Genomic DNA, 12,446 nt, shown 5'->3' with positions numbered 1-12,446 from the left:
CCCCCGGCGGTGTTCTTTGCCGCGAGCGCGGAAGCGCTCCGCGCCGACGCTTCAGCGGCCTCGGAGCAGCCTGTAGAGCTGGACTTGCTCCCCGTCCGACTCTTCTGCTGCCACGCCGAGCAGGTAGTCACGCCTGATCTCGGTGATGCGAAAGCCCGCGGGCGTCCGGACCGCTCCGAGCCAGCGGCCGTCCGGGTCGAGCACGTCCCACGTCCCCGGTCCGCTCCCCGGGACCCGGTACCTCTCCACCCAGAGATTGCCGTCCGCGTCCACGTGCATGTCGTTCAGCGCGGGGAGCGTCGCTCGATGCGGGATCGAGGCCGCGCGCCGGGCGGCCGCGCCGCGCAGCCCGGCCGGAACTCCGCTGAGGTCCCGGTCGCGGAGGAACTCCCGGTAGCGCTGCACGTCGACCCGGTTCGCCGGCCGGGGCTCCACGTCCCGGCGGATCCGCCGGACGAGCTTCCCCGAGGAGTCGATCTCCGCGATGTCGAAGCTCGCGTTGTCGGCCGCGAACAGCCGGTCGCGGCCCACGGCGAAGCTGGTGCTGCGTCCGAAGATTACGCTTTCGAACGTCAGGGCGCCCTGGCTCACGTCCAGGTACACTTCCTTTCCCGCGAAGCGGCCGACGGTGTCCCGCAACTCGCCCTGCGGGCCGACGTGCAGCAGCGTCACACTGTCGCGCCGCTCGCTGCCGGAGGCGCCCGTCATCCGGGTGGGGCGGATCCCCCCGGTCACGATGAAGCCACCGTCGGGGAACACGCCCACCAGCGACGGCAGTGCGTCGATCCCCACCGGCCGGACCGACCGGACGAACGTCCCCGCCGGGTCGAAGATCGAGGCGCGGGCGGCGGCGCGGTCCCACACCAGGAGGGAATCTCCCTCCAGCCGGCTCAGCCCGTCCAGGGTTCGGAATTCCCCCGGGCCCGCCCCCTCGCGGCCGTAGCTGCCGAGGTAGCGGCCATCGGGACCATAGAAGCGGAGCGCCGATCCTCCCCGGTCGGCGACCACGATGCGACCGTCTCCCAGGCGCACCGCCCCGGCCACGCCTGTCAGCGCTGGCTCGTCGAGTCCGATTCGCACCACCGGCGCCTCCGACAGGCGCCACTCCTGCGCGCCCGTCCACCGGGGCGACGCGTTCTCGACGACCGCGACCTGCGGGACGGAATCCGCCGCCGGGTTTAAGCCGGATCGGCCCTCGCAGGCCACGAGCGCGCAGCAGAGCGCGAGACGCACCGCAGGGCTGGAATCCCACTTCATGGTCGTAGCTCCTACATTCGGAGGCATGCGTCCTTCATCGTCCCGGCGATACGGAAATCGACAGAGCCGCAGTACCTGGCCGATCCGAGTTCAGCGCACAAGGGAGAGGCGCGCGCAATGAGTACGGGCCCCCGGGACCGGCTAGTCCCCCCCGACTGGTTCAGACCCTGTGTGCGGACACGCCACCTGCTGGCAGACGCATCCGTTTTGGTCGCACACGCAGAACCAGCAGGTGACCTGAGCCTGTGCCTCCGGCGGCTCATAAAGAGCTGCCAGCAAACCCGAACCGAGCGACCACAGCACCGCGCTTGCTCCGCAGACCTGCGCTAGACGCTTGATCATGTGGACCTCCATGTTCGAAAGGAGCTACGAGAAACCCAACTTCAGTGCCGCACTCATTGCGTCTCGCAGTATTAACGGGTGCATCGGCTGTTGTCAATATTTGTCTGATCGTGTGTTTCTTTGTATGTCGAACATCCGAGAGTGGCACGGCGAGTGGCCACCGGTGGTTTGCCGAACCGGTTCTCGAGCAGGCCACCTGGGTCGCTGAGCTTGCACCAGCACGCGGAACGTGCATCGTGATCCTCTGACGGGGTGGAGATGAACGCAAAGGCTGCACATGATCGATAGTGGCGGCTGCCGTCGGGTGCGAAGGAGGACCCTGTCCATCCCGGGGGTATGCGGAAACGCCCCGGCGCTGCGTCTACTGCCGAGGTAGGCGCGCAGAGCGGATGATGACACGGGGTCCTGCTCCCAGTCTCGCGCCCCCGCCCGCCGCGATTTAGGTTCCCCCAAAGAGCGGTCCGCGACGGAAACCCGCGTGAGGGATGCGCGCCCGGAGGGCCGGGACGCCGCCGCCACAGGGGTTTCGTGGCGGCGGTGGCCCGGCGCGGTTGGGCACAGCGGTATCGTGCCCTACCGCGCGCGCAGCCCGGCCCCCTTCAGGGGGACACGCCCAAACTGCAGTGCGTTAGTGCGTTAGTGCGTTAGTGCGTTAGAGGCGCGAAGGAACGGCGATGGGGAAGAAGAAGGACGGCGAGTTCGACCGCGAAAAGCTGCTGCGCTGCGCCGAGGCGGTGGGGGTGCCGACGGCGCGGCGGCACGTCTTCCTCTGCTGCGACCAGACCAAGCCCAAGTGCTGCGAGCTCGAGCGCGGGCTCCAGGCGTGGGACTTCCTCAAGGCGCGCCTGAAGGAGCTGGGGCTCTCGGAGCAGGGCGGCGTCTACCGCACCAAAGCCAACTGCCTGCGCGTCTGCGAGGGCGGCCCGATCGCCGTGGTGTACCCGGAGGGCGCGTGGTACGGGCGCTGCGACCCGCCCGTGCTGGAGCGCATCATCCAGGAGCACCTGGTCGGCGGGCGCGTGGTGGAGGAGTTCCTGATCGTGCAGCGCCCCCTGGACGGCGGCGCCGCGCCGCCGGGCGACTGACCCCGCTTTCCCCGCGCATCATGTCCACCCAGTCCTCCCAGCCCACCCTCACCACGCCGCGCCTGGTGCTGCGCCCCTTCCGCCCGGAGGACGCGGACCGGGTGCAAGAGATCGTCTCGGAGCGCGAAATCGCCGCGAACACGCTGCACATCCCGCATCCCTACCCGGACGGGATGGCGGCGGAGTGGATCGCCACGCACCCCGCCAAGTGGGAGCGCGGCGAGGGCGCCATCTTCGCCGCGGCGCGGCGCGAGGACGGACGGGTGGTGGGGGCGATGGGCCTCGACGTGGAGCCGCCGCACCGCCGCGCCGAGCTGGGCTACTGGGTGGCGAAGCCGTTCTGGAACCTGGGGTACGCCACGGAGGGCGCGCGGGGCGTGATGGCGTTCGGCTTCCACGCGCTGGGGCTGCACCGCATCCAGGCCACGCACTACGCGCGCAACCCGCAGTCCGGCGCCGTCATGCGCAAGCTGGGGATGCGCCACGAGGGGAGCCTGCGCGAGCACATCTTCAAGTGGGGCGTGTTCGAGGACATCGAGGTCTACGGGATACTCAGGGACGAGTTCGAGGGGTGAGGGGGGGTACGAGGTACGGAGTACGAGGTACGAGGTACGAGGTACGAAGTGCCAAGTGCCAAGTGCCAAGTGCGTGAGTGCGTGGGGCGGCGACGGTCGTCTTGTGCGCGATCGAAGTTGAAGCCTCGCCCGACCGAATCCTCGAAATGCGAGGAGGGTCAGGCGAGGCTTTCCGTTGTTACAGCCGCGGGTTCACCCGCATTTTCCCACCCGGATCCAACCCTCCAGCTACTTCGGCCCCTCCTCGTGCGCCGCGCCGTCTCCCGGCCGCGGCTCCGGCTCCGGCAGCTCGGGCGCGGCGAGCGGCGGGAGGGCGGGGCGGACGCGCGGGCGCCAGGCGAGCGCGAAGGTGCCGTGGGTGTGGCCGCCCGGCTCGGTCCGGTACTCCCGCCCGCGCGTGACGGCGCGGTACTCCAGCGCCAGCCGCCCCACGCGCACCCCGCCGCCTACTTCGTACTGGAAGACGAACGGGCGCCGCTCCACGCCCGGCCCCTCGGCGAAGGTGGGGCCGTCCAGGAACAGGCTGTGCGCCACCGCGTCCTGCCGCGCGGCGGCCACGGCGTACACCGACACCGGCCCCTGCCCCCGATCCGCCGCCGTGCTCCACGGGTGCGGCACCGCCAGCCCCGCGGACGCCCGCACTCCCACCCGCGCGTCCGTGAGCACGTTGCCGACCGCCGCGCCCCACTCCGGCGCCAGCGTCGCGACCCGCACCCCGCCCGCGCGCAGCTCGCCCAGCAGCCGCGCCTCGTCGTAGCGCACCGTCACGCCCGGCTCGAAGCCGATCTGGTTCCCCCACCCCACCGGCTCCCAGAAGCCCGCGAGCTGGTGCCACCCCCGGTGCACCGCCTCGGCCAGCGAGGGCGGGCCCGTCACCCCCACCTCGATGCCGAGCGAGCGGCGCGTGGAGGCCGACGAGAGCTGGCCCGTGGCGGAGAGGTAGAGCCAGCCGGCGTAGGGGCGGTCGCCCGGCTGCAGCGTGGGGCCGTCCACGCGCGGGGCGAAGATCTTCTGCCCGAGGGCGACGGTGGTGCCGGCGCACGCCGCGCCCGGGTCCTCGGCGCCGCTGCAGGGCGGCGCGGCCGGGGCCAGCAGGCGCGCCCACACGGGGCCGCCCGCCAGCTCCAGCGCGGCGTCCATGCCGTTGGTGTACTCGTGATCGGGCCGGCGCCAGGCGGGCACCCAGAAGTCGTAGGCGTCGTTGTCGAGCGTGAGCCGCACCGCGCGCACCTGCGCGGCGGCGGGCGCCGGGGCGAGCGCGGCGGCCGCGAGCACGAGCGCGGCTGCGCGCCGGAGCCCGGGGCTCCGGTGGGTCGAGCGGGCCATGGGGAAGCGGGGAAGGGTGGGTCCCGGAAGGGCTGCGGCGTGACGACGGGCGGGCCGGGCTGCCTCTGGCGGACGAGGCAAAGATAACGGAGCGTCCGGCCGGGCGGAATGCAGACGTACGTTTGCGGGTCCGGAGGCGGCGCTACGGGCGGATCTCGATCGGCGTCAAGCGCTTGCGTGGCATGGAGCTGGCGGATGTGGACGGGGCTTCCGGTCGGTGCCGGACTGAAATCTAGCGAGGAGGTGCAAGATGCCCAGAGGCTGGAGCAGCAAGGACGAGCGGATGTACGAGCACATCAAGGAGAGCGGCGAGGAGCGCGGGATGGACGAGGACCGCGCGGAGGAGATCGCCGCCCGCACCGTCAACAAGCAACGTCGCGAGGAGGGCCGCACCCCCAACAAGCGCACGCAGGGCACCGGCAACCCCAACCGCGGCTACGAGGCGCGCACCCGCGACGAGCTGTACAACATCGCGAAGGAGAAGGACGTCCCCGGCCGCAGCAAGATGGACAAGGAGGAGTTGATCGAGGCCATCCGCGGCGGGAGCAAGAGCCGGAGTCGCTGACCTATCGCTCCACTCGCGAGGGCGCCTAACCAGGCGCCCTCGTCATTTCATCCGTCAAACCCAATGAAATTCGCGGAGGAGCCATGTCGCAAGGCCCGCTATTCATCCGACCCGAGGTGTTCGCCGAGACACTCCAGGAACTCCGCACTTTGGAGGGCACACCATATCAGGACGTCAACACGATTTACGGAGATATGTCGCGCTTAGTGGTTGCGTGGCTAGCCTCTGCTCCACCGGAGGATCTGCGCTCGCTCTACAACCAGTTGAGTTGGAAGGGGAATGCGAGCATTCGGCCGATTCAAGAAGCAGCACGGATGTGGCTCCGGAAGCACCATCCGAAGCGTGCCGCCCAATTAGGCATTCCCGATAACGCCTGAGCGCGATGTCGTCCGTACGACGATGAAGTAGGACGCTATGCCGCCCGCGCTGCGGACGAGGTGCCGCCGGCCATCTCCTCCAGCGCGCGGCGGACGTAGACGGGGACCATGGCGCGGCGCCAGTCGGGGTCCACGATGATGTTCTCCAGCGGGTGGCACTGCTTCCAGGCGGTCTGCGCCACCGCGTCGACCACGTCGCGGAGCCGCCGGCCGGCGGCGACCTTGTCCAGCCCCGCCACCACGCGCGGCCGCGACCCCAGCGCCGAGACCACCAGCGAGAGCGCCTCCACCGTCTCGTCGGGCGCGAGGCGCGCGGCGGCGGCGATGGAGAGGAGCGGGAAGTCGATGGAGTTGCGCTGGCGCACCTTCCGGTACGCGGTCCTGAGCCCCGGCCCGGGGAGCGGGATGCGCACGCGCACCGCCAGCTCGTCGCGCCTGCGCACGGTGTTCCACACGCCGTCGGCGATGAAGAACGAGTCCACGGGGAGCGAGCGCACGCCGTCGGCGGAGGCGAGGTCGACCTCGGCGCCTAGGGTGATGAGCACGGGAGGCGTGTCGGCGGAGTGGGCGGCCACGCACTTCTTGCCCACCTTGGTCACGTGGCAGACGTCGCCGTCCTTTTTCAGGCAGAAGCCGAGCGCCTGCCGCCAGAAGTGCGTCTGGTTGTAGTAGGTGCAGCGCGTGTCCAGGCACAGGTTGCCGCCCAGCGTCCCCTGGTTGCGGATCTGCGGCCCGGCCACGTGCCCGGCGGCCTCCGCCAGGGCGGGGAAGAGGCGGCGGACGACGGGGCTGCGGGCGATCGCCGTGAGCGTCTCGGCGGCGCCCAGTACGAGCTGCCGCGCGGCGGGCGAGCCCTCCTCGACGGGGCTGCCCCCGGCATCGGCGAAGCCGATCCCGTGCAGCTCGGGGATCCCCTTGAGCGCCACCAGGTGGCGCGGGGTGAAGAGCCGGTGCTTCATGTTCGGCACCAGGTCGGTGCCTCCGGCGATCGGGAGCGCGTCCGGGTGCTCGCGCAGGAAGGCGAGCGCGTCGGCGAGCGCGGCGGGGCGGTGGTACGTGTACTCGTGGAGCCGGAGCATCGGTCTCGTGTACGGCTGCGAGCGAATTCGAACGGGCGTCCGAAAGATACGGTGCCCGCGAGCGGCGTACCAGACGGGGAGCGGGGAGGTTGGGCCTGCTTCGACGGCTTCGGCGCGGCCGCGGGGGCCCTCACCCGCCGCCTTGGAGCGGCAACCCTCTCCCGGCTTCGGGAGAGGGTGGACTTTACACCTCGGTTCGCGTGGGTGCGGTTGAAGCCTCGCGGGGTTTGCGAGGCTTTCCGTGGTTTCAGCGGGTGTCTTCAGGCACCCGCGTCCGCCGGGTACGATCCCGGACGACGCGGCGGGGCGAGCGGGAGGCGCACGCGGAAGAGGGCGCCGGCACCGGGCTCGCTCTCCACGTCGAGCGTGCCGCCCAGCAGGCGCGTGAGCTGGAGCGCGATGGTGAGGCCGAGGCCCGTGCCGCGGTGCAGCGAGTCGGTGCGCGCGTCGTCGCACACCTGCTCGAACGCCTCGAAGATGCGCGCGCGCTCCTCGGGGGCGATCCCCGGGCCCGTGTCGGCCACCTCGAGCTCGACAGCGGCGACGGCGCCGGGGAGCTCCGCCGCGCGCACCCGCACCGACACGCTGCCGCGGCTGGTGAACTTGACGGCGTTGGTGACCACGGCGTTCAGGAGCTGGCGCAGCCGCTCGGGGTCGGTGGCCAGCGTCGGCAGATCGGGGGCGACGTCGAGCGCGAAGCGGAGCCCCTTGGCCTCGGCCTGCAGCCGCAGCGGCTGCAGCACCTCGGGGAGGTAGGCGGCCAGCGGCACCGGCTCGGGGTAGACGGGGAGCCGCCCGATCTCGGTGGTGGTGAGCAGGAGCACGTCGTCGATCAGGCGCGACAGGTGCTCGGCGCAGACGCTGGCGCGCTCGGCGGCGCGCGAGGCGGGCGCCGGCATGTCGCCGTACGAGTCGGTGGAGAGCAGGTGCGTGTAGCCGACGATGGCGTGCAGCGGGGTGCGCAGCTCGTGGCTCACCGCGGCGAAGAAGCGGCTCTTGGCGCGGCTGGCCTCTTCGGCCTCGGCGGCCAGGCGCGCCAGCTCGGCCTCGCGCTCCAGGCGCTCGGTGACGTCCTGGAAGAGGATGGAGATGCCGCCCCCGGCCAGCGGGTGCGCCCACACGTCGAAGCGCCGGCCGCGGAACAGGCGCCCCGCGGGGTGCACGGCCTGCAGGTGGCGCGGCTCGCCGTCGCGCATGGCGGCGTAGAGCGAGCGGAAGAGCTCGGGCGGGTCGCTGGGGACCACGTCCAGGAGCGAGGCTCCCAGCGCGCGGTGGGGGCGCACCGACAGGAGCGAAGCGGCCGCCGGGTTCAGGTAGCTGATGCGCCAGTCGGCGTCGACGGCCACGAAGCCGTCGCGGATGGACTCCAGCAGCCGGGTGTGGCGCTCGTCCAGGCGCGACTGCTCGGTGGAGTCGCGCAGGTGCACGGCCAGCCCGCCCCCCTCCAGCGGCGATGCCTCGAGGGTGAGCGCCCGCTCCGGCCCCGGGGCGTAGGGCAGGCGCGCCCGCGGCCCGCCCGCCATGGCGGCGGCCAGCGCGGCGCGCAGCCCCAGGGCGTCGGCGCCGGGGAGCGCCTCCCAGAGCGGGCGGCCCAGGGCGTCCTCGCGCGGCACGCCCAGCCAGCGCTCGGCGGCGGCGTTCCAGTACGTGACGCGCCAGTCCGCGCCGACGGTGGCGAAGCCGTCGGCGAGCGCCTCCAGCGCGGGGACGTGGGTGACCGGAACTTCGACTGCGCTCACCTGCCCAACCACTCCTCAAGAGTCCTGCGATGAACGGCGGGCCGGCGGGCCCGGGTGCATGTGCGACCCCTGGTGCCCGCCAGATGTTCCACCGCTGTCGAGGGTGCGTTCAAGGACGACCGGCTTCCGCCCCGCGTCACCTTTCCCGACCGTCCAAACCGACTCGCGCGCGAGTGCCGTCCGCGAGCGCCGGGTTGCGAGTGCCTCGTCGCGAGGCCGGGCGCGAGCGGGGTCGCAGGCGGCTGAAGCCGCGTCTACAACCACAGAAAGCCTCGCAAACCGCGCGAGGCTTCAACCGCGAACCCCATTTTGTCCGCAGTCGGTTCCCGCGCGCAACTCCGCAGGGTTCCCCACGAAAGCGATGGGCGCGCCGCCGCACTTTCGCACTTCCGCACCCACGCACTTTCGCACTCACGCACTCACGCACTTCCCCTCACGCCCGCCGGAACTCCACGCCCTCCCGCCACTGCGGCAGCTCGTCGGTGCTCGCGGCCGCCCAGGCGGTGCGCAGCATCACCCGGCCCTGCTGCACGGCGCCGCCGTAGTCGAAGTCGTCGCGGTAGGCGTCGGAGGGCTGGTGGTAGTGGTGCGTGTTGAACTCCTGGTAGCGCTCCTCGCCCCACCCCTCGGGGCGGCCCACGTAGCGCAGGCCGTGGTCCATCGCCAGCGCGGGGATGCCGGCGCGGGCGAAGGGGAAGTGGTCCTGCCGGAAGAACATCCCCTGCTCGGGGTGCGGCTCGGGCGCCACCTCTATCCCCTCGGCCGCGGCCGCCGCGCGCACCATCTCGCCCAGCTCCGAGCGGTCGGTGCCCAGCGGGGTGATGTCGTGCGTGGGGCCCCACAGGTTGGCGCCGTCCACGTTGAGCGCCGCCGCGGTGGTGGAGAGCGGGTAGAGCGGGTGGCGCGCGTACCACTCCGCTCCCAGCAGCCCCGACTCCTCGGCCGTGGTCGCAACGAACAGGAGCGGGCGCGGCGGCCGCTCGGGCGCCAGCGAGACCGCCTCGGCCAGCGCCAGCAGGAGCGAGACGCCGCTGGCGTTGTCGTAGGCGCCGTGGTAGACCAGCGTCTCGCCGCCGTCGCCGCGCCGGAGCCCCAGGTGGTCGTAGTGCGAGGAAAGGATCACCGCCTCGTTCAGCCGCCGCGGGTCGCTCCCCGCGAAGACGCCCACCACGTTGGCCGTCTCCACCTCGCGCAGGTCGCTCCGGACCCGCGCGCGGACGCGGATGCCGGTGGGGACGGGGCGGAAGCCGCGCTCCTCGGCCCGGCGGACGAGCTCGTCCAGGTCGTGCCCCGCGGCACCGAGCGCCCGCTCCAACGCCGGCCAGGCGATCCAGCCGCGCACGCCCAGCGGGAACTCGGGCCTGCCGGCCAGGTCGAACTGCTCGCCGGTGTTGGAGGTCCGGACGACGTTCCACCCGTAGCCGGCGGACTCGTCGGTGTGGACGAGCAGCGCCCCGGCGGCCCCGCGGCGCGACGCCTCCTCGTACTTGTAGGTCCAGCGCCCGTAGTAGGTGAGCGCCTTCCCGCCGAAGAAGCCGGGCGTCTCCCCGGTGCCGGGGTCGTTGACGCGCATCAGGAGCACCTTCCCGCGCACGTCCACGTCCTTGTAGTCGTCCCAGTCGTACTCGGGGGCGCTGATCCCGTAGCCCACGAACACCAGCTCGGCGTCGACCGAGACCTCGGGCTCGGGGACGCCGGCCTCCAGCACGTACTCGTCCCTGTAGGCGGGGAGAGAGGGCGGGCCGCCGGGAAGCTCCAGCGCCAGCTCGGGGTGGGGGTCCATCCCCACCATCGGCACGGGCTGGAAGTACGAGTGATTGACGGGCTCCAGCCCCACGCGCTGGAACTGGCCGCGGATGTACTCCATGGCCAGCGTGCCGCCGCGGGTGCCGGGCGCGCGCCCCTCCAGCAGCGGGTGCGAGAGGAAGCGCAGGTGCGCGTCGACCGCCTTCTGGTGCACCGCGTCGAGCGCCGCCAGCAGCCCCGCCGTCTCCGTCTCCGTCGTCGCCATCTATCTTCCTTCCGATGCGAGCTTTCTCGAACTACAACTGCTGGTTCGGGCGTGTCCCTCCGCTGCGCTCCGGGCCGGGCTGCGCGCGCCGTAGGGCACGATACGACTGTGCCCAACGGCGCCGGGCCCCGGTCGCCACAAACCCCTGTGGCGCCCGTGTCCCGGCCCTCCGGGCGCGCATCCCTCACGCGGGTCTCGTCGCGCAGCGCCTGGGGTTCCGTAGGGGCGAGCATGCGAGTCCGTGCGAAGGCTGCACCCGCACATCACCCGCCTCCCGCGCACGCACTGGCATCCGCCGGTCGAGGCATGCCTCGCCCCTACGTGAGCTTCCGCGCCGACCCCCACCCCTCACACCCACCCGCCGTTCCGTACCTCGTACTTCGTACTCCCGTACTATCGTACTCTCGTACTGCCGTCCCTCACTCCACCAGCGCGTACGCCCCGTCTGGATCCTCGCGCACGTCGCCCGTCGCGCTCAGGAAGCCGAGGATGGCCCCGAGCGAGGCTTCGGCGGCCTCGCGCAGCGCCGGGTCCAGCCCCGAGCCGTACACGGTGTCCACGATCTGCCCCGGACGGGACGGACCGGCCCGCCGCAATGCGCGGACCACTTGCTCGATGCGCTCCTCGCGGTGCTCCCGGTAGCGCTCGATGGTCACCGACGGGTTCAGGATCTCCGGGCCGTGCGCGGGATAGAGGACCGCCGGTTCGAGCTCGTCGATCCGGTTCAGCGAGTCGAGGTAGACGCCCAGGTCGCCCTCCGGAGGGGCCACCAGCGTGGTGTCGCCCTGTCCCATCAGGTGGTCGCCCACGAAGAGCGCGCCCCCGGCCGGCGCCTCGCCCCCCGTCCACAGGAAGCAGAGGTGCTCCGGCGCGTGCCCCGGCGTGGCCACGGCCTTCAGCGTCCCCACGTCGGTGTCCACCGTGTCGCCGTCCGCCAGCCAGCGCCCCACCCGCTCCGGTGGGAAGGGCGGCGAGAGCGCCCCCTGCGCCATCATCACCGGCGCCCCCGTGCGCTCGGCCAGCGGGAGGGCGGCGGCCGCGTGGTCGGCGTGCGAGTGGGTGAGGAGGATGGCGACGGGCCGCGCGCCGCCGAGCGCCGCGACGATCGCCTCCAGGTGCGCGGGGTCGCCCGGCCCGGGGTCGATCACCGCCGGCCGCGCCCGGCCCACCACGTAGGTGCGCGTGCCGTCCAGCGTCATCGGCGAGCGGTTCTTCGCGCGCACGGTGCGCAGCGGCTCGCCCTCCTTGATCTCCGGGAACAGTCCTTCGACGAAGTCGCCGATCATCGTGCGGGCTCCAGCAGGATGGCGCGGACGGGGGACGAGTCGGCCTCCGCGAGCCGGAGCGGCAGCGCGATCAGCTCGTACTCGCCGGGGGAGACGTCGTCCAGCAGCAGGTTCTCCAGGATGGCGACCCCGCCGCCGAGCAGCGCGCGGTGCGCCGGCAGGTCGTCGGAGTCGAAGGGGTCCACCGAGGGCGCGTCGGTGCCGACGAGCCGCACGCCGCGCGAGACCAGCAGCGCGGCGGCCTCGGGAGTGGGGGCGGGGAAGCGCGTGGGGAAGACGGCGGGGTCGGTCCAGCACCCGGTGCGCAGCAGGACGCGCTCGGCGCCGTTCGCCAGCCGCTCCGCTAGCCAGTCGGCGCCGATCTCGTCTCGCCCGCGCGCGTCGACCACCCGCGCCGGCCCCAGGTACGCCTCCAGCGGCGCCGCGCCGATGCGGGCGCCGTCTTCCAGCACGTGGTACGGCCCGTCGGCGTGGGTGCCGGTGTGGGCGCTCAAGCTGAGGTGAGCGGTGTTGACGGGGCCGTCCTCGTCCAGCCGCAGACTCCACCCCACGCGGCAGGGCGCGTCCCCCGGCCACACCGGGATCCCGGCGAAGAGCGGGCGGGTGACGTCGAGGATGCGGCGGGGTGGGCGCAATGGCTGGGCTCGCTGGGCGAATGAATCCGCGGCAACAACGACACGAAGTCCGCCTGCGCGGACTCCCACGAGACGATTCGTGCAGCTTTGGACGGGTTCCGCGCAATTCAGACCGTCGAGTACCCTCTCCCGAAGTTGGGAGAGGGTGGCGGCTCTAAGGCCGCCGGGT

At 72.3% G+C, this 12,446-nt stretch carries 10 protein-coding genes; 3 read left to right on the top strand and 7 right to left on the bottom strand.

The annotated features are described in order from the left end of the window. Positions 1-51: 51 nt before the first annotated feature. Positions 52-1,257, bottom strand: coding sequence for a hypothetical protein (locus VF746_30840; GenBank protein HEX8696856.1), 1,206 nt, complete (start codon positions 1,255-1,257; stop codon positions 52-54). Between the two features lie 1,016 nt (positions 1,258-2,273). On the opposite strand from VF746_30840, the gene VF746_30835 reads away from it, so the two are divergent. Continuing rightward, the gene (locus VF746_30835; GenBank protein ID HEX8696855.1) at positions 2,274-2,684 is read left to right on the top strand and encodes a hypothetical protein; all 411 of its coding nucleotides are present in this window, start codon (positions 2,274-2,276) and stop codon (positions 2,682-2,684) included. Between the two features lie 20 nt (positions 2,685-2,704). Beyond that, positions 2,705-3,259, top strand: coding sequence for a GNAT family N-acetyltransferase (locus VF746_30830; protein HEX8696854.1), 555 nt, complete (start codon positions 2,705-2,707; stop codon positions 3,257-3,259). A 228-nt stretch (positions 3,260-3,487) separates the two neighbouring features. Here VF746_30830 and VF746_30825 read toward each other — a convergent pair whose 3' ends face one another. Further along, the gene (locus tag VF746_30825; protein ID HEX8696853.1) at positions 3,488-4,585 is read right to left on the bottom strand and encodes a lipid A deacylase LpxR family protein; all 1,098 of its coding nucleotides are present in this window, start codon (positions 4,583-4,585) and stop codon (positions 3,488-3,490) included. Between the two features lie 250 nt (positions 4,586-4,835). On the opposite strand from VF746_30825, the gene VF746_30820 reads away from it, so the two are divergent. Then, the gene (locus VF746_30820; GenBank protein HEX8696852.1) at positions 4,836-5,150 is read left to right on the top strand and encodes a Rho termination factor N-terminal domain-containing protein; all 315 of its coding nucleotides are present in this window, start codon (positions 4,836-4,838) and stop codon (positions 5,148-5,150) included. Between the two features lie 412 nt (positions 5,151-5,562). Here VF746_30820 and VF746_30815 read toward each other — a convergent pair whose 3' ends face one another. From VF746_30815 to kynB, 5 genes are all read right to left on the bottom strand, one after another. Beyond that, on the bottom strand, positions 5,563-6,606 hold the full coding sequence (locus VF746_30815) for an FAD binding domain-containing protein (GenBank protein ID HEX8696851.1): 1,044 nt from the start codon (positions 6,604-6,606) through the stop codon (positions 5,563-5,565). 260 nt (positions 6,607-6,866) lie between these two features. Then, positions 6,867-8,345: a PAS domain-containing protein gene (locus VF746_30810; protein HEX8696850.1), complete on the bottom strand. Its 1,479-nt coding sequence runs from the start codon at positions 8,343-8,345 to the stop codon at positions 6,867-6,869. Positions 8,346-8,778: 433 nt separating this feature from the next. Continuing rightward, on the bottom strand, positions 8,779-10,356 hold the full coding sequence (locus VF746_30805; GenBank protein ID HEX8696849.1) for a M28 family peptidase: 1,578 nt from the start codon (positions 10,354-10,356) through the stop codon (positions 8,779-8,781). A 419-nt stretch (positions 10,357-10,775) separates the two neighbouring features. Continuing rightward, positions 10,776-11,642: an MBL fold metallo-hydrolase gene (locus tag VF746_30800; GenBank protein HEX8696848.1), complete on the bottom strand. Its 867-nt coding sequence runs from the start codon at positions 11,640-11,642 to the stop codon at positions 10,776-10,778. Further along, entirely contained in the window at positions 11,639-12,277 is a 639-nt protein-coding gene (gene kynB / locus VF746_30795) for an arylformamidase (protein HEX8696847.1), read from the bottom strand. Before kynB ends, VF746_30800 begins: the two co-directional genes overlap by 4 nt. Between the last annotated feature and the right edge of the window lie 169 nt (positions 12,278-12,446).

The organism is Longimicrobium sp. (assembly GCA_036389795.1).
Lineage (GTDB): Bacteria > Gemmatimonadota > Gemmatimonadetes > Longimicrobiales > Longimicrobiaceae > Longimicrobium.
This window is presented reverse-complemented; position numbering and strand designations above follow the sequence as displayed.

What these genes read in the sequence shown, in the direction of transcription:
- VF746_30840 (HEX8696856.1), bottom strand. Translation starts at nt 1,257, where the DNA reads ATGAAGTGGGATTCCAGCCCTGCGGTGCGTCTCGCGCTCTGCTGCGCG.
- VF746_30835 (HEX8696855.1), top strand. Translation starts at nt 2,274, where the DNA reads ATGGGGAAGAAGAAGGACGGCGAGTTCGACCGCGAAAAGCTGCTGCGC.
- VF746_30830 (HEX8696854.1), top strand. Translation starts at nt 2,705, where the DNA reads ATGTCCACCCAGTCCTCCCAGCCCACCCTCACCACGCCGCGCCTGGTG.
- VF746_30825 (HEX8696853.1), bottom strand. Translation starts at nt 4,585, where the DNA reads ATGGCCCGCTCGACCCACCGGAGCCCCGGGCTCCGGCGCGCAGCCGCG.
- VF746_30820 (HEX8696852.1), top strand. Translation starts at nt 4,836, where the DNA reads ATGCCCAGAGGCTGGAGCAGCAAGGACGAGCGGATGTACGAGCACATC.
- VF746_30815 (HEX8696851.1), bottom strand. Translation starts at nt 6,606, where the DNA reads ATGCTCCGGCTCCACGAGTACACGTACCACCGCCCCGCCGCGCTCGCC.
- VF746_30805 (HEX8696849.1), bottom strand. Translation starts at nt 10,356, where the DNA reads ATGGCGACGACGGAGACGGAGACGGCGGGGCTGCTGGCGGCGCTCGAC.
- VF746_30800 (HEX8696848.1), bottom strand. Translation starts at nt 11,642, where the DNA reads ATGATCGGCGACTTCGTCGAAGGACTGTTCCCGGAGATCAAGGAGGGC.